We start from the raw sequence: 20,837 nt of genomic DNA, 5'->3' as shown, positions 1-20,837 counted from the left end.
GGCCCGCGCACGTCCTGCGCGCCGCCGGGCTCGGCCCGGTCGTCGCCGGTCGCGCCACCGGCGCGCCCGACCCGGCGTTCAGCACCACGCCCGTCGACTTCGCCGGAGGCTGCGACATCGCGCACGCCCTGGTGCCGAGCGCCGGCGGCGTCGTGGTGGCGGCCACCGCGAAACGGGCCGGCCCCGGCCGCGGGGACCGATCGGCTGGCCCGCCCGCTCGATGATCGAGGCGTCCCGCCGTGGGACACCTCGATCATCGGCGCGCGGGGTCAGCCGAAGACCGGGATCTCCCGCGCCCCGGCCAGGTAGGACACGCCGCCGGTGTATCCGGTGCCGCCGGTCTGCGCACCCAGCATCCGCGTCGCCAGCCGATGATGGGTACGGCGCCACGTGTCCACGGCCGCGGCGAACTCGGCCATCGCGCCGGCGACGCCCGCGCGCTCCCCCGGCGCGAGCGTGGCCGCCCGGAACGCCGCGTCCACCGAGGGCAGGCCGGTGCGTACCAGCGTCCGGATCTCCGGCACGTGGTCGTAGGCGGCGGAGCCGAGGCGCGCCTCGTCGGGCCGCCGGGCCAGGCTCTCCATCAGCTTGTAGTGCCGGGACTGGATGGCGCTCGCTCCCTCGGTCCACTGCCGGAACCGGCGGAACGCGCCGACCCGCATCGTCGCCAGGATCGACCACAGTGGACTGACCTCGCGCAGCGAAGCGGCCGCGTGCCGCAGCGCGTCCTCCGCGCGCGTGGCGGATTGTCCACTCAGGGCGGTGGCGGCCGAGTCCAGATCGCGGACCAGCCCGGCGAACGCGGTCTCGAACGTCTGCAGCACCCGGATGAACAGGTACTCGTCGTGCACGATGTCGACCGGCAGCATCGTGCAGCGCAGCAGCAGCCGCTGTTCGCCGCTCATCCGCGCCTCCACCGCCGCCCACACCGCCCGCGCCTCGGCCCGCACGCCCGGTTCCGCCGGGCGCACCGGCCGGTCGAGCCGGTCCAGCACCGGGCGGATCACCCGCAGCCCGTGCCGCAGCCGCTTCTCCACCAGGACGTCGTCCGGCGGCATCACCGGCAGCGGCCCGGCCGGATCGTCGTCCGCGGCCAGCTCGAACCGCACCAGGTCCGCGACCAGCAGCGCGATGACCACGTCGGACTCGGCCAGGTGCGGCGCCAGCAGCGGCAACGCCAGGTAGGAGCGGTAGTCGTAGGTGCCGTCGCGCTTGTCCAGCAACACGTCCAGGAACGGCCGCAGGTCGCCACCGGCGCGCCGCCGGGCCTCGGACAGCGCGTCCAGCAGGCCGGACGGGACCAGGGCCTTACCCCATCGGCGGTACGCGGACAGCACCGTGGCGTAGGGGAACTCACCGCCGCCGGCCGCCCAGGTCCGCACGGCCGCGACCTCGGCGCTCACGACCCGTACCCCCGGGTGATCTCGGTCCTGACCTGCCACAGCCGGGGAAAGAGCTTCTGCGCGATCAGGCGCGCCAGCGTGTCCACCGGCGTGCCCTGGGTGCCCAGCACGGCGTGCCCGATGATCCGCGTCGCGATCTTGTAGTGCTCGGTGCGCCACAGCGCGATCCGCTCGTCCAGCTCGATCAGGGCCTCGGCCAGCCGGTACGCCGCCGTGGTCGGATCACCGCGGTAGAGCGCGCCGAGGTCGGTGCCCTCCGCGGCGAGCCGGCCGTCGAACGCGCGGCCCAGCCGGCGCGCCGCCCGGCGCAGCCCCTGCCAGCCCGGCGATTCCGCGCCGGAGCCGTTGCCGAGCGCGGGCCGGATGCGCGCGAAGTCGGCCGGCGTCAGGTGACGCAGGATGTCCAGTTGCTCGGTGACCAGGCGCAGCGCGGTCGCGGCGCGGTGCACCAGCAGCTCCGCGTGCCCGGGCTGGCCGTCCGCCACGTGCGCGGCCGCGCGGTCGAGCTGCGCCGTGGCGAGCTTCAGCCACAGCTCCGTGCTCTGGTGCGCGATCTGGAACAGCAGCTCGTCCGGGTGTACCCACTGCTCGGCCGTGCGTTGCAGCGCGAGCAGCTCATCGGTGCGCATGTAGCGCACGTAGTCGTTGACTCCCTCACCGGGCAGCACGGGTCCACTTAGGTCGGTCATCACGCGCCGAACCATACCGATCAATGGAATCGCGCGGACCGTGATGTACGTATCACTCTCGGCTGTTGACCAGCCCGGCGACGAGCAGTCCGACCAGGTGGCGCGGGTCGTACCGGAGGTCGGCCCGGGCACCCGCGCACAGGCCGCCGATCGCGCGCATCAGCTCGTACGCGTCCTGACCCGGCTGGATCTCGCCGGACTCGGCCGCGGCGGCGAGCAGCCGCGCGCAGACGGGCTCCAGCCGCTCCAGGAAGTAGGCGTGCAGCGGGTCGTAGCAGCGCTCGCCGGACTGCAGCACCGTGGCCAGCCCCTGCTTCGTGATGACGAAGTCGACGAACGCGTCCGCCCACCGGCGCAGCGCCCGGTACGGCGTGGCACTGCTCTCCAGCAGCGCGGGACCGGCCTCGGCCAGCGCCTCCACCTGGTGCCGGTAGACGGCGACGATCAGGTCCGCCCGGCTCGGGAAGTGCCGGTAGATGGTGGCCGTGCCGACGCCGGCCCTGGCCGCGATGTCCCGGATCGGCGCCTCGACCCCGGACGTGACGAAGACCGCCGCGGCCGCGTCCAGCAGCGCCTTCTCGTTGCGCCGTGCGTCCGCCCGCTTGGCCGGCGTGTGGCCCGCCACGATCCCACCTCTCCCCGTTGTTAAACGGGACAGTGTCCCGTATGTTCAAACCGGGACGGCGTCCCGCTTTCCATCATGCCAGACCCGACGAAAGGTCGTCTCCCATGAGCGAATCATCGGCTCAGCACCGGGCCCACCGCGCGGAAGGACGGCCCGCGTGAGTACGTTTCTGCTGGTCCATGGCGCGTGGCACAGTGGCCGTGCCTGGGACCGGGTGGTCCCGCTGCTGACCGCGGCCGGGCACCGGGTGTTCGCGCCGTCGCTGACCGGCCACGGCGACACCGCGCACCTGCTCTCGCCCGAGGTCGGCCTGGAGACCTACGTCGACGACGTCGTCTCGCTGATCCTGGCGGAGGACCTCACCGAGGTGATCCTGGTCGGGCACAGCTTCGCCGGGCTGGTCGTCTCCTCCGCGGCGAACCGGGTGCCGGACCGGATCGGCCACCTGGTCTACCTGGACGCGATGGTGCCGGTCGACGGCGAGACCGCGGTCGACGTCATGCCGATCACCAAGACGCTGCTCGACGCGGCCGCGGCCTCGGACGAACCGTGGCGGGTCCCGCCGCTGCCGGAACTGCCCGCACCGCACGGCCTGTTCGGCGTCACCGACCCGGACGACGTGGCCTGGGTGCGCTCGATGCTGGTCGACGAGCCCGCGCTCGCCTACCGCCAACCGGTACGGATGGACGACCCGGCCGCGGACGCGATCCCGCGCACCCACATCCACTGCGTCGGCCTCGACGTCGACGGCATCACCCGGCGCCCGGTCCCGGCGACCCAGCCGAACGGCTCCCCGTCCCGGATACGTGAGCTGCGCAGCGGCCACGACTGCATGGTCACCGTGCCCGACGACCTCGCCGCGCTGCTGCTCGAACTGGCGTGAGCCGCGGCTCCGCGCCGGCCGCCGCTCAGCCCGAGGCGCCGCCCGGTGGGGCGGGGCGGGCGACGTCCGCCTGAGCCCGGTGACCGGCGGCGGCGAGCGTGAACGGCGAGCCCTCCGGTGCGCACGTGGCGCCCCGCGGCGGCGTCCGGCCCGAGATCAGGTAGTCGGTGACGTACCCGTCCACGCAGTCGTTGCCGAGCAGGAAGGCGGCGGCGTGGCCCCAGCCGGTGTGGGTGAGCAGCCGCGAGTGCGGCAGCAGCCGGGACGCGGCCACCGCCCCGTGATACGGCGTGGCGGGATCGTAGTGATTGCCCACGATCAGCACCGGCGCGGCGGTGCGGGCCGACCACGGTCCCGCGTACCGATCCTGGGCCGCGCCCGGCCGCCACACCGCGCAGGCCGACCAGTTCCAGCTCCAGGTGCGCCCGAAGTAGCCGTACCGCCGCTCGGCGTCGTCGGCCGCGCGCTGCCAGTCGGCGAACGCGCGCGGGTTCACCGAGTCGGCGCAGGTGACGCCGAGCGTGCCCTCGACGATGTTCTCGTACCACTCCGGCGCCTCCGGCGCCTCCGGCGGGGTGCTCACCCGCGCGGTCGCCGGGCCGATCTGCCCGGCCAGGTCCGCGAAGAACTCGGCCATCGACGCCCAGATGCCCGGCTCGTTCAGCGTGAGCCGCATGGTGCTGAGCCACTCGTCGTAGGTGAAGAGGCGGACGTCGCCGCCGAACGGGTCGACCACCTCGACCGGCCCGGCGCGCAGCCTGGCCGTGACCTCCGCGAACCGCCGGGCGGCGCCGGGTCCGCCGGACAGCGCGCAGCCCGGCCCGGCCGCGTCGCAGAGGCGGAAGAACTCCTCCAGCGTGGCCTCGGCACCGCCGGCCGCGCCCCCGCGGTGACCCACCGGCACGCGGGTGCCCTCCCGCCCGTGCCCCGTGGTCCACGCGACCGGGTCCATCACGCCGTCGACGACCAGCGCGCGGACACGGGACGGAAAGAGATTCGCATACGTCTGGCCGATCACCGAGCCGTACGAATAGCCCAGGAAGGTCAGCGCGCGGTCGCCGAGCGCGGCGCGCAGCAGGTCGAGGTCGCGGGCGGTGTCGGCGGTGGACATGTGCTCGCGGATCGGGCCGCCGCGCCGGGCGCAGGCCGCCGCGACGACCTCGTCGGACGCGCGCTGGGCCCGCTCCTGCGCGACCACGTCGTCCGGCACCCAGCGCTCGGGCTGCGCGGCGAGCGCGTCGTCGAGCGAGTCGAAGCAGAGCAGCGGCGCGCTGCGGGCGACGCCGCGCGGGTCGAAGCCGACCACGTCGAACCGGGCGCGGATCTCGGCGGGCATCATGGCCGCCGCGTGCCACCGGACGAAGTCGACGCCGGAGCCGCCCGGGCCGCCGGGGTTGACCAGCAGGGAGCCGATGCGCCGGTCGGGGTCGGTGGCGGGCAGGCGGATCAGCGCGATCCCGATGGCCGGCCCGCGCGGCTCGTCGTGGTCGAGCGGAACCGGCACGGTCGCGCACTCCAGGCCGTCGGCACAGTCCGCCCACGACACCGGCGGCGCGGTCGCGTGGGCGGGCCCCGGCACGAACAGCGCCCCGGCGCCGAGCATCACAGCGGCCCACACGCGACGCAGACGCCCGCTCATCGGCACTCCCCCGGGGCTCGCGGCCGGCCTCGTCACCGGCGCCGCAGCCACCGTAACGGCCATCCCGCAATGATCACCATGGATGCCGCGCAATCGGTCACGATGTCGCGGCCGGCGGCGCCCCGGGCACCGCCGGCCACCCGGTCAGGCCGTCGCGACCGGCTCCGGCGAGTCCGGATCGGACGGGTCGGCGTCGTCGGAGGCGGGCTCGGGACCGGCCGGATCGCTGAGCTGCTCGCGCAGGTACGTCCAGAACACGCCGAGCACGGCCGCCACCGGCACCGCCAGCAGCGACCCCACGATCCCGGCCACGCTGCCGCCGAGCGTCACCGCCAGCAGCACCACGGCCGCGTGCAGCCCCAGCCCGCGGCTCTGCACCATCGGCTGGAAGATGTTCCCCTCCAGCTGCTGCACCACCAGGATGATGATCAGCACGATCACCGCGGCCCAGAATCCCTCGAAGACCAGCGCGATCAGCACCGCCACGAACCCGGCGAACAGCGCGCCCACGATCGGCACGAACGCGGCCACGAACGTCAGCACGGCCAGCGGCAGCACCAGCGGCACGCCCACGATCCACAGGCCGATGCCGATGAACACCGCGTCCAGCAGGCCCACGAACGCCTGGGACAGCACGAACGAGCCGAGCGTCTTCCAGCTGCGCTCCGCGATCGTGGGGATGTCGACCGAGAGCCGGCCGGGGAGCTGACGGCTCAGCCACGGCAGGAACCGCGGCCCGTCCTTGAGGAAGAAGAACATCAGGAACAGCGCCAGCACCGTCGTCACCACGCCGTTGAGCACGGTGCCGACGCCCGCGACCGTCGCGTTGACGATGCTGCCGACCCGGCTCTGCAGCTGCTCGATGCCGGTGTTGAACGCGGAGTCGACCTGCGCGTCGTTGATGTTCAGCGGCGGCCCGGACGCCCACTCGCGCAGCTGGTTGATGCCGTCGATGACGCCGTCGGCCAGCTCACCGGACTGCCCCGCCACCGGCACCACGATGCCGACGATGATCCCGCCCGCGAGCAGCAGGAACAGCACGGTCACGGTGGCCGCGGCGAGCGCCGGCGGCCAGCCGTGCCGGCGCAGGAACCGAGCCGGCGGCCAGGTCAGCGTGGTGATCAGCAGCGCGACGGTGAGCGGCCAGATCACCGGCCAGGCCCAGCCGAGCAGCCGCAGCAGCACATATCCGAGCAGCATGACGACGAGCGTCTGCACCGAGACGAGCGCGGCGTTACGCAGCGCGGATCGGCTCTTCGCCGCGTTCAAGACCTTCACACCCGTACCCTATGGGATCTCGCACGTCCTCACCCGCCGAGACGCGGCCCGGCGGCTCCCGGGCCGTCACAGGGCGTTGTGCAGTTGCTCGGACCAGCGCCCGTGAACGTCGCTCGGCATACGCGTCCGCACGAGGCCGACGAGGACGAGCACGATCCGCGCGCCGCGGCGGCGCACGCTCTCCTCCGCGTTCGGCGGCCAGCACAGCGTGACCGCGTGCACCGCGTCGTCCGCGGCCCGCCGGATCTCCGCCGCGTCCTCGCTGAGCAGCACCGCCAGCTGCAGCCGGCCGATCGCGGCCGCGATCGAGTAGGACCGCTCGGCGTCCCGCGCCACGAACGTGGTGGCCGCGTCCGCGATCCGCTCCATCATGGGCTCCGCCGCGTGCATCAGCGTCTCGTTGACCCGGTCCCGCACCAGGTTGCACTGCCGGGACAGCCCGTCCGCCCGGGTGTCCTGCCAGGCCAGGACCGCGCGTCTCGGATCACCGGGGTGGGCGCGGTAGAGCCAGTACGGATCGACCGGCGGCGGAGCGGTGTCCCGGTCCAGCACGACCAGGAGATCACGGCGCCCGTCCCGCCAGGTGCCGCGGGTCTGCAGCGTGAAGACCAGCGCCCACCAGGCGACGGTGCTCAGCATCGCCTGCCAGAGCAGGGCGTGCCGCCGCCAGGCCAGCGCGGCGTCGGACGAGTCCGGGAACAGCTCGCTCGCCCGTACCCCGCCGTTCAGCACGACCGCGAGGAGCACAAGATTGAGGTCGTACGCGGCGTGCCGCTCCGGCGCGGGCGGCGTCGCCGGCAGGTAGTCGCGTACGTCCTGGTCCGTGGCCCGATCGTCGAGCCGGCGGAACAGCGTGACCGGCAGCCGCCGGGCGCCGGGCGAGCAGTTCTTCGCCCGCTCGGCCAGGAACTCCAGGATCGGCTCGCGGCTGGTCAGCGGCGCGAACGACAGCAGTGCGTGCAGCCGGCCGTCGCGGCAGCCGGCCGGGCCGAAGACGGACGCCGACGCCGCCTCCTCCTCCGCGGCGAGTTCCTCGATCAGGCGAACCGTGAGCCGGGCGATGAGGTACTCGCCGAACGTGGCGTGCAGGAACTCGTAGGTCCGCAGCCGCTCGCCGTCGCGGGTGGCCTGGCCGCGCTGCATGAAGAAGAACCGGCCGACCAGCTTCTGCGCCGGGCCCAGCCGCTGGCGGAAGTCGCCGGGCGGTTCCGGGCGCCGGTCCGGCATCAACGCGTGCAGGTCCGCGTCCAGCTCCTGCTCGGTGACCCACTGGCGGTTCCGGTTGAACATGCCGAACGCGGCCACGGACAGGCGCAGCAGTTCGGCCTCGACGAGCGCGGTGAGCTGCGCGTCCGTGGCGGTCGCGCGGGTCTTGGTGACCTCGCGGCGGGCGAACGTGGTCAGCAGCCGTTCGTACAGCGAGCTCTCGTCCAGGGTCTCCCCGGCGGCGCGCAGCGCGTTGGTGTCAGCGTCGTAGAGCGCCAGCATCATCAGCAGCAGCGGTTGCCCGGCCAGGCCCGGCTGACGCAGCACCACCCCGGCGTCGAGCGTGGCCAGGCCACGGCCGTGCAGCGCGGCCGTGTTCGCCGCGTTCCAGATCTCCACCCAGTGCCGGACGTGTGCCGCCCGGAACGGTTCCAGCCGGATGCTGAGCGCGCCGGCCGGTGGCCGGGCCCGGTCCGCGACCGCGGTGCGGCTGGTGACCAGTACCGCGACCGGGCGGCCGAGATCAGCCTCGCGGCGCTGGAACGCGGCCACCCGCCCGAGGTAGTCGGAGTGGTTGACGCCGGTGGCCTGCAGCAGCTCGTCGAAGCCGTCGAGCAGCACCACGGGAAGCGCCGGACCGGCCGCGCGGACCAGGGCCGGCCAGCTCAGCGTCTCGCCGGTGGCGGTGCGCACCGCGTACTCGATCTGATCCTGGATCTCCGCCTCGGCCGGCACCTCGCGCAGCGCCACCCGGACCGGCAGGAAGTCGCGCGCGTCGAGACGGGCCGCGAGAATCCGGGTGAGCACGGACTTGCCGGCGCCGGGCTGGCCCAGCACCAGCAGCGGCGCCCGAGTCGCGTCCGGCGTGGTCAGGTGGCTGGCGAGGAACTCGGCCAGGTCCGACCGGGTCGGGGCGAGTGCCCACCAGGCCTCCTCGGCCGGGGAGCCGGCCGCGTCGACCGGCCGGACCCGGAAGTCCGGGTCGACGTAGCCCGCGGCCAGCGTGGGGATGGTCAGGTCGCCGGGGACGTCACCCTCGGAGAGGATGGGCCGGTCGAGCGCGGCACGCCAGGCGCGGACGAGCGTGCCGGCGACGTCGCCGGGCGTGTGCACGGAGGCGAACGACGCCAGCACGGTCTCGACCCGGGCGAGCGCCGTGCCGATCTCGCGCTGCCGCAGCTCGGCGGTCCAGTAGCCGAATTCCGGGACCTCGGCCGCGAGGCTGCGCTGCTGATTCTCGTAGCGGCGGAGCGCGACGCGGGGCAGGGAGTGCACGGCGTGGCGGGCGGCGCGCCGCTCCGTCTCGGTCAACTCGTCCCAGATCGCGAGGCCGGGCAGGAAGTCGGCGAGGCCGGACGCCGCGGTCGCGTACCAGTCGAGGAGCGTGTCGGCGAACGCGTCGTGGTCCAGGTGCGGCACCGGCGTCGGCGTGCCCCGCACCAGCAGCTCACGGACGGAGGAGCCGGCACCGGTGATGCGTCCCCGCTCCTGCGCCGTGAGCTGCAGCCGCCGCGCGTCGAACGGCAGCCCGATGTCGTCGAGCCCTTCGAAGAACGCGGTCACCACCACGATCGCGTGCGCGGCCTCCAGGCGCCGGGTCCGGTCGTACCGGGAATAGCCCTTGATCCGGTCACGCAATCCGATGATCAGCTGCTGGCCGAGCCGGGCCGCCTCGGTCTTGGCGTCGAACAGGCTGATCGCCAGCTCGCTCCCACCGCCGGTGGCGGCCAGCAGCAACCCGCCGAGCGCGCGGTCCAGCGCGGTGATCAGCGGAGACCCGCCACCGAGCAGCTTCACCGCATCCGAGTAGCCGACCTGTGTGGACGCCATTGACGCAGAGTACGGCCCCCGGTCAGTCCTCGTGGCCGAGGAGGCGGCGGAGGCCGGCGTGCATGTTGACGACCTCGATGCGGGCGTCGAGGAAGCCGCGGCGATAGTCGGCGCCGGTCTCCGGATGCTCCGCGCGATCCGTGTCGCGGCGGCCCTCCAGCGCGTCGACGCGGCCGGCGTTGTAGGCCAGCAACGCGTCCTCCATGGTGCTCCCCCTCGTAACGGCGATCGCAGCCATTCTGCCCGCGCGGACCGCGCTCGCCAGCCGGTAGTTCGGGGGTGCGGTGCTCAGCCGGACGACCCATCGCTGTCGGGTGTGCGACAGCGGTCAGCCGGTCAGCACGACCAGTTGCCGGGTGGCGCGGGTCATGGCGACGTAGCGGTCGACCGCGCCCTCGACGCCGTCCCCGAAGGAGTCCGGATCGACCAGGACGACCAGGTCGAACTCCAGTCCCTTGGCCAGTTCCGGGGAGAGCGAGCGCACCCGCTCGGTGCCCGGAAAGGACGGCAGGCCGATGACGCAGGCGATGCCGGGGCCGGCCGCGTGCTCCGCCAGGATCGTCTCCAGATCCTCGACCCGCGCGTGTACGACCGGGAGCCCGCCGTCGCGGATGGAGCGCGGCACGTTCGCGTCCGGCAGCACGGCGCGGATGACCGGCGCGGCCTCGGCCATCACCTCGGCCGGCGTGCGGTAGTTGATGGTCAGCGAGGCGATCTCCACCTGGTCCAGGCCGACCCGGCGCAGCCGCTCCGCCCAGCTCTCGGTGAAGCCGTGCCGGGCCTGCGCGCGGTCGCCGACGATGGTGAGGCTGCGCGACGGACAGCGCAGCAGCAGCATCCGCCACTCCGCGTCGGTGAGTTCCTGGGCCTCGTCCACCACCACGTGCGCGAACGGCCCGGCCAGCCGGTCCGGCTCGGCGGTGGGGAGCACGGTGCCGTCGACCAGCACGTCCCGCAGGTCCTGCTGGACCAGCATGGTCATCAGGCCCTCGCCGTCGTCGTGGACGTTCGAGGCGATCAGGTCGTCGATGACCGTGGCCATCCGGGCGCGCTGGGTGGCGACGGCGGCGTCCCGCCGTCGCCGCCGCGCGTCGGTGCCGGCGTCGCCGAGCCGCTGCCGGGCCGCGTCCAGCAGCGGCAGGTCGGAGACGGTCCACCCGCGCGGGTCCGCGCGCTGGAGCGTGGCGATCTCGGCCGGGCTCAGCCAGGGCGCGCAGCGGCGCAGGTAGGCGGGGACCGACCAGAGGTCCGCGACCAGATCGGCGGCGTCCAGCAGCGGCCAGGCGCGGTGCAGGGCGGCCGGCAGCTCCGCGTGCCGGCGCAGCTCGTCCGGGTCGGCGTCGTACCGGTCGGCCAGGATCGCGACCAGCTCGTCCAGGATGGGCCCGCGGGCCTCGTTGTGCGGGGTGCCGGTGGCGGCGTCGAAGGCCTCGGCCCAGTCCGCGGGCGTGAGCCGCAGGTCGCCGTCGCCGGTCGCGACGACCGTGGCCCGGGCCGGCGGCTCCTCGTAGAAGCGGACCGCGGCCTCGACCGCGCGCACCAGGTCCGCGGACGATTTCAGGCGTACCACCTCGGGGTCCTTCTCCGCGGTCGCGGTGGCCCCCTCCGGGACCAGGTCGCGCAGCGTGCAGGCGAGCACGCCCTCCTCGCCGAGGCTGGGCAGCACGTCGGACACGTACGCCAGGTAGGGCTCGTGCGGGCCGACGAAGAGCACGCCGCCGCGCCGGTTGCCGAGCCGCGGGTCGGAGTAGAGCAGGTACGCGGTGCGGTGCAGCGCCACCACGGTCTTGCCGGTGCCGGGCCCGCCGTCCACGACCAGCGCGCCGCGCGACCCGGCCCGGATGATCGCGTCCTGGTCGGCCTGGATGGTGCCGAGCACGTCCCGCATGCGCGCGGTCCGGGTGCCGCCGAGGCTGGCGATGAACGCGGACTGGTCGTCCAGCGCGGCGTGCCCGTCCAGCCCGTCCGGCGTGAACACCTCGTCCCAGTAGTCGGTGACCCGTCCGCCGGTCCACCGGTAGCGGCGGCGGCTGGCCAGGCCCATCGGGTTGGCGTGCGTGGCGCCGAAGAACGGCTCGGCCGCGGGCGAGCGCCAGTCGGTCAGCAGCCGGCCGCCGCTGCCGTCGGTGAGCCCGAGCCGCCCGATGTAGACGGTTTCGCCGGTGTCCGCGTCGACCATGCGGCCCAGGCACAGGTCCAGGCCGTAGCGGCGCAGCGTGCGCAGCCGGGCGGAGAGCCGGCGCACCTCGTCGTCGCGGTCGGCCGCCTGCCGCCCCTTGCCGGCCGCGGCCCTCCGCGCCTCGTCCAGCCGCCCGGACAGGTCGTCGAGCTGCCGCCGCAGGCCGGCCGCGATGGCCGCGAAGTGCCGTTCGTCCGCGTCGATCAGCGCCGGGTCGGCCTTGGCCGCGAGTGTGTCCGGTAGTGCGAACGCGCTGGTGATCACGCAATTCCCCCCAAGTGGCCACGTATCTGGCCGTCGACCAGCGATTTTGCGGCACCACCCGGGTCTTGCGGCAAGACCGGGGGTCTGATATACGTTGGAGGTGGCGGAGGAAGGGTTTTTCCCTTTCTCCCTTTTTTGTGCCCTGGAACGGGTGTGCGGCGTGTGGTTCCCCGAAACGGCAAACATCACGTTTGCGAGCCTCCGGACATCGATACCGGTAATATCTCGCCGGACAAGATGTTGAAGTCTCAACCAGGATGGGAGCCCTCGATGACCCTGGCCCGCGACCTCGCGATCCTGCTCGCCCGCATCGGCATCGGCGCGGTCTTCATCGCGCACGGCTGGCAGAAGCTGGTCACGAACGGCGTGGACGGCACCGCCGGATTCTTCGGCAGCGTCGGCATCCCGCTGCCCACGGCGGCCGCCTGGTTCGCCGCGCTGCTCGAGGTCGGCGGCGGCGCCGCGCTGATCCTCGGCCTGCTCACGCCGGTCTTCGGCGTGCTGCTCGCGCTCAACATGCTGGGCGCGTACGTCTTCGTGCACGCCGGCAAGGGGATGTTCGTCGCCGACGGCGGCGCGGAGCTGGTGCTGGCACTCGGCGTGGGCGCGCTGATGATCGCCGCGGTCGGCGCTGGCCGGTTCAGCGTGGACGCACTGCTCACGCCGATGGTGCGCCGCCGCACGGCGGAGCCGGCGACGGCCTGAGAAAAGCAGCGGCCGCGGGGGTACGGACGAACCCGCACCCCCGCGGCCGGTCAGATCGCGTGCGGTGGTGGCGCGCCGAACCGGTCGCGCCGCCGCCCGGACGACGTCAGAGCGGGCGGATGTTGGCCGCCTGCGGCCCCTTCTGGCCCTGCGTGATCTCGAACTCGACCCGCTGGTTCTCCTCGAGGCTGCGGTAGCCGCTGGTGGCGATCGCCGAGAAGTGGGCGAACACGTCCGCGCCGCCCTCGTCCTGGACGATGAAGCCGAAGCCCTTGTCGGCGTTGAACCACTTGACGGTGCCGGTGGCCATGTCTTCTCCTTCGCGAAACCGTGAGAGGGCCGCACCGTGCGGACCCTCACGTTGCCGCGTCTGATCGCCGGAAAAGACGAATATGAAAAAAGCGCCCGGCCAGGTCAGCATGACCGGCAGGCGCTGTAATCCACGCAACACAACGTCTACGGAAATCAAAACTGCAACGCCACGACGATATCACGGCCGGGCCGCGGCGGGGGCCGGGACGAGCCGGCCCCCGGCACGGATCAGCGCGGCAGCAGGCAGCCGGAGATGGTCAGGTCGATGGTGCGCGAGGAGGTCAGGCAGGTGGTGAACCAGTACGTCTGCTGGCCGTACCCGCGCCCGGGCAGCACCGTGACCGTGCCGTTCGCCGCCACCTCGCACGGGTTGTTGAGCGTGCACCGGCCGCCGGACTCGTTGAGCGTGTTGTTGACGCCGATCACCTGGCCGGTGACCGCGCTCACGATCGGCGAGCCGGACGTGCCGCCGATGACGTCGCAGCCGGTGCTGTAGCGGATCGAGTCACGCCAGGTCCACTGGTCCTCGCGCAGCGTGGGCACGAATCCGTCGACCGAGCAGGTCCAGACGCGCTTCCAGTAGCCGGACGGGATCGACATCGACGTGCCCGCGGACGCGCGGCCGGACGACAGCGTCAGCGGCGTGGCGCCGTACCGGGTCTGCAGCGCCGCGAACGTGGTGTTCAGCCGGTAGAGCGCGACGTCCGTGCCGGTCATCGTGGCGTAGAGCACCTGGTCGGCGCGGACCCGGCCGAGGGCGCCGCCGTCGGCGTTCAGCAGGGTGCCCTGCCGGGTGCTGGAGACGTTGCGCAGCACGGTGCCGGCGTTGATGAACCCGCCCTCGTAGCAGTGGCCGTTGGTGAGCATCATCGCGCGGTCGCCGGCGGCCGAGGTGGGGTAGCGCACCAGCGACGCCGAGCAGTTGCTGAGCTCGATCGTCGAGGCGAGCGTGGTGGCGGCCAGCGGTGGCGCCGGCGGCGCGGCCTGCGCCGGCGCCGGTCCGATCAGGACGGCGGCGGCGACCGCGGCGGCGCCGAGCGCGAGGGCCCGTCGAAGCTGCATGGGGATTCCTTCCGCGACAGCGGCGGCTCGGGGGTGGGCCGCCGAGCCGTACCATCGCATCGGACTTGATCGCTGTCAATAAATCGGTGCGGTGATGACCTCCGCGATATGCCCCCATTCCGACGATCGCGGTAACGACACCGACCCATTCCCGCACCCGGCCGGAAATGTCGTCACCGGGCACGCATTACGCAGTGACGCAGCGCACACCGATGTATCCATCATTGTCGGCACTGGTCGATGGCCTCGCCTATTCAATAAGGTCGATGGGGATCGGTTCGGTCTTGTCAGGCGAATGCGCGCCGGGCACTGTTGGCGCATCGCCACGGATTTCGGTACGGAATTCGGCGCGATGCCGTGGAAGCGTTCCCAAGGGGGGTGAACGCCGCATCCGCGCTGCCCAGACTCCGATCCCTCACCAGCGGTAAACCGCCGGTGAATCCTGCCCGAATGCAGAAAGAGGGGGCCGTCCGTTGAACTCGATGCTCACCGAGTACACCGGAAACGGAATCTATCTGACCGCACACGACGAGCAGTACATCGACTGCGCGTCCGGCACGTTCAACGTGTCGCTCGGCTATTCCGCCAAGGAGGTCGTCGACGCGCTGCACCGCCAATTGGACCGCCTCGCGCATCTGACCTCCGATCACACCCGGGACGCCTCGGCGCGCATATTTGAATCGATGCGCGAATATCTTCCGCCACACATCGGCGCGTTCTGGTTCCGGGACATCACCGGCTCCACCGCGAACGAGGCGGCGATCCGGATCGCCCAGAAGGCCACCGGGAACACCGACGTCTTCTCGCTGTTCCTGTCCCACCACGGCCAGTCCGTGGCCGCGACCGGCATCTCCGGCAACGCCTTCCGGCACCGGTCGTTCACGCTGCCGTTCCCCGGCTCGGTCAAGATCCCGGCGCCGGACTGCGGCGACTGCTTCTTCGGGCAGACGCCGGACCGGTGCGGCATGCTCTGCGCCACCCGGGTCGCGGACTTCGCGGAGTACGCGTCCAGCGGCCGGGTCGCCGCGCTGATCATCGAGCCGGTGCTCGGCAACGGCGGCAACCTGGTGCCGCCGGACGGCTATTTCCGCGAGCTGCGCCGGGTCTGCGACGACCTCGGCATCCTGATCATCGCGGACGAGGTGCAGACCGGGTTCGGGCGAACCGGCACGTTCTTCGCCTCCACCGGCGTCGCGCGCGACCTGCGGCCGGACATCATCACGTTCGCCAAGGGCGCGGGCGGCGTCGGCATCCCGGTCGCGGGCGTGCTGATGCGCGAGGACCTGGACGTGCTGGAGCCGTGGGAGCACTCCAGCACGGCCGGCGCGAACCCGCTGTCGCTGACCGCGCTGGCGGAGACGGTGCGCTACATCCGCGAGCACGGCGTGCTGGAGAACGTGACCGCGGTGTCCGGGCCGCTGCTGGACGGGCTGCGCGCGCTCGACCGCGACTTCGCCGCCGTGTCCGGGCCGCGCGGCGTCGGGCTGATGCAGGCGTTCGACCTGCCGGACGCGGACGCGGTGCGCCGGTTCCTGCCGATCGCCAAGCACCACGGGCTGATCATGCGCGGCAGCCGGTACGGGTTCGGCCGCGCCGTCAAGGTCCGCCCGCCCCTGATCATCACGCCCGAGCAGGTCGGCGAGCTGCTGGCCCGGCTCCGCGCGGCCCTGCACACGTTCACCCGCCAGGAGGCCGGCCGATGAAAGCGCTCACCTTCACCGGGCCGTGGGAGCTCGACCTCGCCGACCGGCCCGACCTGCACGTGACCGGCGACGACGACGTGGTGGTCGACATCGCCTACTGCGGCGTCTGCGGCACCGACCTGGGCATCGCCTCCGGTGCGTACCCGGTGGCGGTGCCGGGCGTCACGCTCGGGCACGAGGCGGCCGGCGTGGTCGCGGAGGTCGGCGCCGGGGTCGGCACGGTCGCGCCGGGCGACCGCGTCGTGATCAACCCGACGCCGTACTGCGGGCGGTGCCGGATGTGCCGGACCAACCGGATCAACCACTGCGAGCGCAAGCACGGCACGGAGAGCGGCGTCAGCTACGACGGCGCGTTCGCCGGCCGGTACCGGACCACGTCCGCGTTCACGCACCGGGTGCCGGACCGGGTGCCGCTGCGCGCGGCCGCGCTGACCGAGCCGCTCAGCTGCGTCGTCACCGGCGTGCGCCGCATCCAGCCGGCGTCGCTGGCGATGAACACGTACGTGATCGGCGCGGGCCCGCTCGGCCTGCTCTACGCCTGGATGCTGTCGCTGAGGGGCCTCACCCCGACCGTGGTCGAGCGCTCCCCCGCACGGCTGGATTTCGCCCGCAGCCGGCTCCCGGCCGGCAGCCGCGCGATCCCGCACCTGCGCGGTGACGAGGAGCTCGACATCGTGGTCGACACCACCTCGCACCTGCTGGAGGAACTGCTGCCGCGGATGGCGCCCGGCGGCACGTTCATGTCGATCGGGCTGAAGGAGCGGATCGCGTCGATCGACACCATGCTGATCGGCGACCGCAGCCTGACCGTCGTCGGCTCGATCGACTCGTTGCACGGCTCGTTCGAGGAGGCTTTTCACCTGATCGCGTCCGGCCGGGTGCCGGCCGAGCGGCTGATCAGCCACACGGTGCCGCTGGCCGACTACCGCAAGGGGTTCGCCGCGCTCGGCTGCGACCTCGACGCCCGCCGGCTCGGCCCCGCGCCGGAGGCGAGCTGCAAGGTGCTGCTGATGCCGGGTGAGCACGTTGCCTGAGCCCCGGATCAGCGTGGTGATCCCGTACCGGAACCGGCCGGACAACCTGCGGCTGGCGCTGGAGTCGCTGGCCGGCCAGACGCTCACGCCGCAGGTCGTGATCGGCGCGATGGAGTACACGGACGAGTACGTGGGCATCTGCCGCGAGTTCACCGGGCGGCTGCCGATCGTGTCCGTGCTCTCCGCCGCGCCGTGGCGGGTCGGCGAGGCCCGCAACCTGGCGCTGCGGCAGGCCACCGGCGAGGTCCTGGTGCTGATGGACGTGGACATGGCGCTGCCGTCGCGCGCGCTGGAAACCCTCTACCAGCGCCATTTCGGGTACGGGCAGCGCGTCTGCGTGGCCGGTCAGCTGCTCGGCTACGACAACAACACCGGCGACGTGGCCGCGGTCGACGCCCGGCCCTACGCGCACTACCGCAGGACGCTCGACGAGTTGCAGGCGCGGGAGGTCGTCGACGAGGACCCGCGCCTGCACGTGCCGCACGTGATCCCGTGGGCGTTCGCCTGGACCGCGCTGATCGCGCTGCGCCGGGCGGACACGCCGTTCTTCGACGAGGCCTTCACCGGCTACGGCGTGGAGGACCTGGAATGGGCGTACCGGGTGAGCCGCGCCGGCACGCCGATCATCATGGGCCGCGACTTCTACGGCGTGCACCTGCCGCACGTGCGTGACGTGGCCGCCAACCGGCGCACCGAGGCCGTCAACTACCGCTACTTCCTGCGCCGCTGGCCCGGCCACGACGTGGAGCTGGCCTGCGCGCTCGGCGACGTCGGGGCGAACGCGGCCTACCCGGCCCTGCTGGACGAGCTGGGCGAGGTCCGGCCGTCCGTGGTGCTCGGGCACGACGGCGTGCTGCGCATCGGCGTCACCGGCGAGGTCGCCGCCGAGGTCACCGTCGCCGAGCGGCTGCCGATCGCCGGGCTGGCGCTGCCGTACGCCGACGGCGCGCTGGCCGAGGCGCGGCTGCTGCCGGCGGTGCTGCGGCTGAGCCCGCGCTTCCTGGACCCGGTGCGCGCGGAGGCGCGCCGGGTCGCCCGTACCGTGATCGAGGAGGACCCTTCGTGATCGTCCACCGTGACCCGCGCTGGTTCCCGGCGCTGTTCTGGACGTTCCTCGCGCTCGCCGCCGCGTTCGCCGTGTGGCGGACCGCGGTCGTCGACTGGACCGTCTGGTACGGCCCGGTCGCCTGGCTGATCGAGCTGTTCGGCGTGCTCACCTCGGTGTGCTTCATGCTCACGCTGCGCCGCGCGGCCAGCGCCGAACCCCGTACCGTCCCGGAGGTCGTCAGCACCGTCGACATCCTGATCCCGACCGCGAACGAGCCGCCGCTGGTGCTGGAACCGACCGTGATCGGCGCGGTCCGGGTGCGCGGCGTGCGGAACGTGCTGGTGCTCGACGACGGCGACCGGCCGGAGGTGCGCGAGATGGCCGCGCGGCACGGCGCCCGCTACGTGGCCCGGACCACGAACGAGGGTGCCAAGGCCGGCAACCTCAACAACGGGCTGCGCTTCACGGACGCGGAGTTCGTGGTCACGCTGGACGCGGACCACATCCCGCTGCCGGAGTTCATCGAGCGGACCATCGGGTACTTCGACGATCCGCGGGTCGGGTTCGTGCAGTCGCCGCAGAGCTTCTACAACCAGGAGTCGTTCACGTACCGGCGCGGCGGCTGGCACGAGCAGGGCATGTTCTACGGCGGCATCCAGCCGACCAAGAACTACACCAACAGCGCGATCTACACCGGAACGTCCGCGATCCTGCGCCGCGCCGCGCTGGACTCCACGGACGGGTTCGCGCCGGACACGCCCACCGAGGACATCCACACCTCGCTGCGCATCCACGCCCGCGGCTGGAGGTCGGTGTACCTGCGCGAGCCGCTGGCGTACGGCCTGGAGGTGGAGAACCTGCGCGAGTACTACCGCACCCGGCGGCGGTGGGCCGCGGGCAGCCTGCGCCTGCTGTTCCGGCACCCGGACTCGCCGCTGCGCGTGCGCGGGCTGACCGGCTGGCAACGGCTCAACTACTTCAGCGCAATGATCACGCACCTGCAGGGGCCGATGCGGGTGCTGTACCTGCTGGCGCCGCTCGCCGCGCTGATCACCGGGGTGGCGCCGGTGACCGGGCCGTACAGCCGGTACGGCTTCGCGTTCCTGGCGTTCACGGTCGTGTCGGTGTGGATCGTGGTGCTGTTCGGCCGCGGGCACTACCACCTGCTGCACAGCGAGGCGTTCGCGGTGGCGGACACCGTACCGATGATCTCGGCGCTGAAGGCGATCGCCGGCAACGAGCGGAAGTTCGGCGTCACGGTCAAGCGCACCGACCGCGCGTCCAGCACCGGCCTGAAGAACATCTACCGGCTGTACGCGCTGGCCAACCTGGCCGTGCTCACGCTCGCGGTGGTGCGCCTCGCCCAGGGCGAGCACGTGGCGATCGCGGCCTGGGCGGGCGCGTTCGTGGCGCTCAGCACCGGCTACGCGTTCGCGTTCCTGATCTCGATGGAGCGCTACGAGCGGGCGCCCGGCGCGCCCTGGTACGCGTCGCTGACCCCGGAGCAGCTCTACGCGGCCGTGGTCGCGCGCCCGCTGGTCACGGCCTGAGCCGCCGGGTGCCCGTTGCCGCACCTCGCCGGAGGGAACGGGCACCCGCGCCGCGACCGTCCCGTGTGATCTTCGTTAGCATTGCCGCGTCTGGCGGGCGCGGTCGAAACGAGGGCACATGCGACTTTTCGGTCTGGGAAAGCGGAAGGTGCAGCACGACGCGGGCCAGCAGGCCGCGTTGCTCGCGCAGGTCCGGCAGGGCCTCGGCGCGCACGTGCAGGGCCGCTTCCCGGACCAGGCCGCCGCGGTCGGCCCCTACCTGCAGGGCGACGACGGCCTGATGGTGGCCGCCACCATCCTGCGCGAGTTCGCCGACACCGCCAACGACGCGCTGGCCGCCCAGTGCGCCGACATCTACCGGCGCACCGGCCACCGCATGCTGGTCGACCGCCGCAACTACCGGCCGCTGTGGAGGGAGGCCGGGCACGCGCTGCAGTGGCCGCTGTTCGCGCTGCCGTGCAGCTTCCACCCGTACGTCCACGTCCAGGCCGCCGCCACCGCCATCGGCCGCAACGCCGGCCGCTTCGTCGACGTGACCGACTCCTACGCCACGCTCACCCACCTCTTCGAGACGCTCGACCTGCTCATCTGCGGCTGGGAGTTCGGCCGTGTCCGCGTCGACGCCGACTCCGCCATGCTCGCCGACCGCCTCATCCAGTGCGCCACCGACGTCCGCGCCGCCATGCCGCAGGAGCCCCCGCTGCCGCAGCCGGTCCGCGAGCTGATGCGCCGCAACAACACCGTCGACGTGTACCTCCCCACCGGTCAGCAGGTCGTCGGCCAGTTCAACCCCGGCAGGACCATGCGGGAGAAGCTGCTCGCCTGACGTACCGCTCGGTCACCGTTGCAGGAAGGGCATGCAGAGACCGGGGCCACAGCACAACACCAGCAGCACCAGGATGACCAGGCCGGCGATCGCCGGCGCGGACGGCCGTGACGCCGCCGACGGCGACGGCTGGTAGGCGGGCATGGCCATCGGGCCCGCCGGGATGGACGAGCCCGGCATCGCCGGGCCGGCCCAGGCCGGTGGCGCGGGCGGCCGCGGCCCGAACACCGGTGGAAAGGGCCCGGGCGGGCCGCCATGACCCGGTACGGGCGCGGCGGTACCCGGCACTCCCGCGTCCCAGGCGGACGGCGCGGTGGCCGAAGCCGCCTGCGACGCGGTGCCCCGGCCGCTCCAGCGGTCGTAGTCGGCGCGGACGCGGTCATCCGCCAGGATCGCGGCCGCAATGTTGATCAGCTTGGAGTCGGCGTCGCCCGTGTCGCTGCCGTGCAGGTCGGGATGGGCCTGCAGCTGCCGTTCCCGCTTCGCTCGCAGAATCTCGTCGCGGGTGGCGCCGCGCGGCACGCCGAGCACGTCGTATGCGTCTCGACCGCCGAGAGCGCGGAAGAGTCCCTCATCGTTCACGACCGCCTCCGATCCTCAC

General features: G+C 72.9%; 18 protein-coding genes. 7 read left to right on the top strand and 11 right to left on the bottom strand.

What is annotated here, in order from left to right; genetic code table 11:
• Positions 1-269: 269 nt before the first annotated feature.
• From J2S41_RS11060 to J2S41_RS11050, 3 genes are read right to left on the bottom strand one after another with little or no spacing between them, the layout of a single operon-like run.
• Positions 270-1,403, bottom strand: coding sequence for a tryptophan 2,3-dioxygenase family protein (locus tag J2S41_RS11060; RefSeq protein WP_310366353.1), 1,134 nt, complete (start codon positions 1,401-1,403; stop codon positions 270-272).
• Positions 1,400-2,092, bottom strand: a complete 693-nt coding sequence (locus J2S41_RS11055; protein WP_310376347.1) for a tryptophan 2,3-dioxygenase family protein — start codon at positions 2,090-2,092, stop codon at positions 1,400-1,402. The genes J2S41_RS11060 and J2S41_RS11055 overlap by 4 nt, the downstream gene beginning before the upstream one ends.
• A gap of 52 nt (positions 2,093-2,144) precedes the next feature.
• Positions 2,145-2,717: a TetR/AcrR family transcriptional regulator gene (locus J2S41_RS11050; RefSeq protein ID WP_310366351.1), complete on the bottom strand. Its 573-nt coding sequence runs from the start codon at positions 2,715-2,717 to the stop codon at positions 2,145-2,147.
• Positions 2,718-2,874: 157 nt separating this feature from the next.
• On the opposite strand from J2S41_RS11050, the gene J2S41_RS11045 reads away from it, so the two are divergent.
• Positions 2,875-3,600 (top strand): alpha/beta fold hydrolase, encoded by a 726-nt coding sequence (locus J2S41_RS11045; protein ID WP_310366349.1) that lies wholly within the window; start codon positions 2,875-2,877, stop codon positions 3,598-3,600.
• Positions 3,601-3,625: 25 nt separating this feature from the next.
• Here J2S41_RS11045 and J2S41_RS11040 read toward each other — a convergent pair whose 3' ends face one another.
• From J2S41_RS11040 to helR, 5 genes are all read right to left on the bottom strand, one after another.
• A complete protein-coding gene (locus tag J2S41_RS11040) occupies positions 3,626-5,239 on the bottom strand; it encodes an alpha/beta fold hydrolase (protein WP_310366347.1) in 1,614 nt (537 codons plus the stop codon).
• Positions 5,240-5,383: 144 nt separating this feature from the next.
• On the bottom strand, positions 5,384-6,517 hold the full coding sequence (locus tag J2S41_RS11035; protein ID WP_310366345.1) for an AI-2E family transporter: 1,134 nt from the start codon (positions 6,515-6,517) through the stop codon (positions 5,384-5,386).
• A 66-nt stretch (positions 6,518-6,583) separates the two neighbouring features.
• On the bottom strand, positions 6,584-9,553 hold the full coding sequence (locus J2S41_RS11030) for an NACHT domain-containing protein (protein ID WP_310366343.1): 2,970 nt from the start codon (positions 9,551-9,553) through the stop codon (positions 6,584-6,586).
• Positions 9,554-9,575: 22 nt separating this feature from the next.
• Positions 9,576-9,758, bottom strand: coding sequence for a hypothetical protein (locus tag J2S41_RS11025; protein ID WP_310366341.1), 183 nt, complete (start codon positions 9,756-9,758; stop codon positions 9,576-9,578).
• Positions 9,759-9,881: 123 nt separating this feature from the next.
• Entirely contained in the window at positions 9,882-11,996 is a 2,115-nt protein-coding gene (helR, locus tag J2S41_RS11020) for an RNA polymerase recycling motor ATPase HelR (protein ID WP_310366339.1), read from the bottom strand.
• Positions 11,997-12,266: 270 nt separating this feature from the next.
• On the opposite strand from helR, the gene J2S41_RS11015 reads away from it, so the two are divergent.
• On the top strand, positions 12,267-12,701 hold the full coding sequence (locus tag J2S41_RS11015) for a DoxX family protein (protein WP_310366337.1): 435 nt from the start codon (positions 12,267-12,269) through the stop codon (positions 12,699-12,701).
• A gap of 106 nt (positions 12,702-12,807) precedes the next feature.
• On the opposite strand, the gene J2S41_RS11010 is transcribed toward J2S41_RS11015, so the two are convergent.
• Complete coding sequence (locus J2S41_RS11010; RefSeq protein ID WP_306829036.1) at positions 12,808-13,011, bottom strand: cold-shock protein; 204 nt, start codon at positions 13,009-13,011, stop codon at positions 12,808-12,810.
• A 230-nt stretch (positions 13,012-13,241) separates the two neighbouring features.
• Positions 13,242-14,075: a S1 family peptidase gene (locus J2S41_RS11005; protein WP_310366331.1), complete on the bottom strand. Its 834-nt coding sequence runs from the start codon at positions 14,073-14,075 to the stop codon at positions 13,242-13,244.
• A gap of 482 nt (positions 14,076-14,557) precedes the next feature.
• Here J2S41_RS11005 and J2S41_RS11000 point away from each other — a divergent pair, with 482 nt between their 5' ends.
• The 5 genes from J2S41_RS11000 to J2S41_RS10980 all read left to right on the top strand — a co-directional run bounded on the left by J2S41_RS11000 (position 14,558) and on the right by J2S41_RS10980 (position 20,236).
• The gene (locus J2S41_RS11000; protein WP_310366329.1) at positions 14,558-15,778 is read left to right on the top strand and encodes an aspartate aminotransferase family protein; all 1,221 of its coding nucleotides are present in this window, start codon (positions 14,558-14,560) and stop codon (positions 15,776-15,778) included.
• Positions 15,775-16,812, top strand: coding sequence for a zinc-dependent alcohol dehydrogenase (locus tag J2S41_RS10995; RefSeq protein WP_310366327.1), 1,038 nt, complete (start codon positions 15,775-15,777; stop codon positions 16,810-16,812). The genes J2S41_RS11000 and J2S41_RS10995 overlap by 4 nt, the downstream gene beginning before the upstream one ends.
• On the top strand, positions 16,796-17,878 hold the full coding sequence (locus J2S41_RS10990; RefSeq protein WP_310366325.1) for a glycosyltransferase: 1,083 nt from the start codon (positions 16,796-16,798) through the stop codon (positions 17,876-17,878). Before J2S41_RS10995 ends, J2S41_RS10990 begins: the two co-directional genes overlap by 17 nt.
• On the top strand, positions 17,875-19,410 hold the full coding sequence (locus J2S41_RS10985; protein ID WP_310366323.1) for a glycosyltransferase: 1,536 nt from the start codon (positions 17,875-17,877) through the stop codon (positions 19,408-19,410). The genes J2S41_RS10990 and J2S41_RS10985 overlap by 4 nt, the downstream gene beginning before the upstream one ends.
• 118 nt (positions 19,411-19,528) lie before the next feature.
• Entirely contained in the window at positions 19,529-20,236 is a 708-nt protein-coding gene (locus J2S41_RS10980) for a hypothetical protein (RefSeq protein WP_310366322.1), read from the top strand.
• Between the two features lie 12 nt (positions 20,237-20,248).
• Here J2S41_RS10980 and J2S41_RS10975 read toward each other — a convergent pair whose 3' ends face one another.
• A complete protein-coding gene (locus tag J2S41_RS10975; protein ID WP_310366320.1) occupies positions 20,249-20,818 on the bottom strand; it encodes a J domain-containing protein in 570 nt (189 codons plus the stop codon).
• Between the last annotated feature and the right edge of the window lie 19 nt (positions 20,819-20,837).

The sequence above is a fragment of the Catenuloplanes atrovinosus genome, assembly GCF_031458235.1.
Classification (GTDB): Bacteria; Actinomycetota; Actinomycetes; order Mycobacteriales; family Micromonosporaceae; genus Catenuloplanes; species Catenuloplanes atrovinosus.
This window is presented reverse-complemented; position numbering and strand designations above follow the sequence as displayed.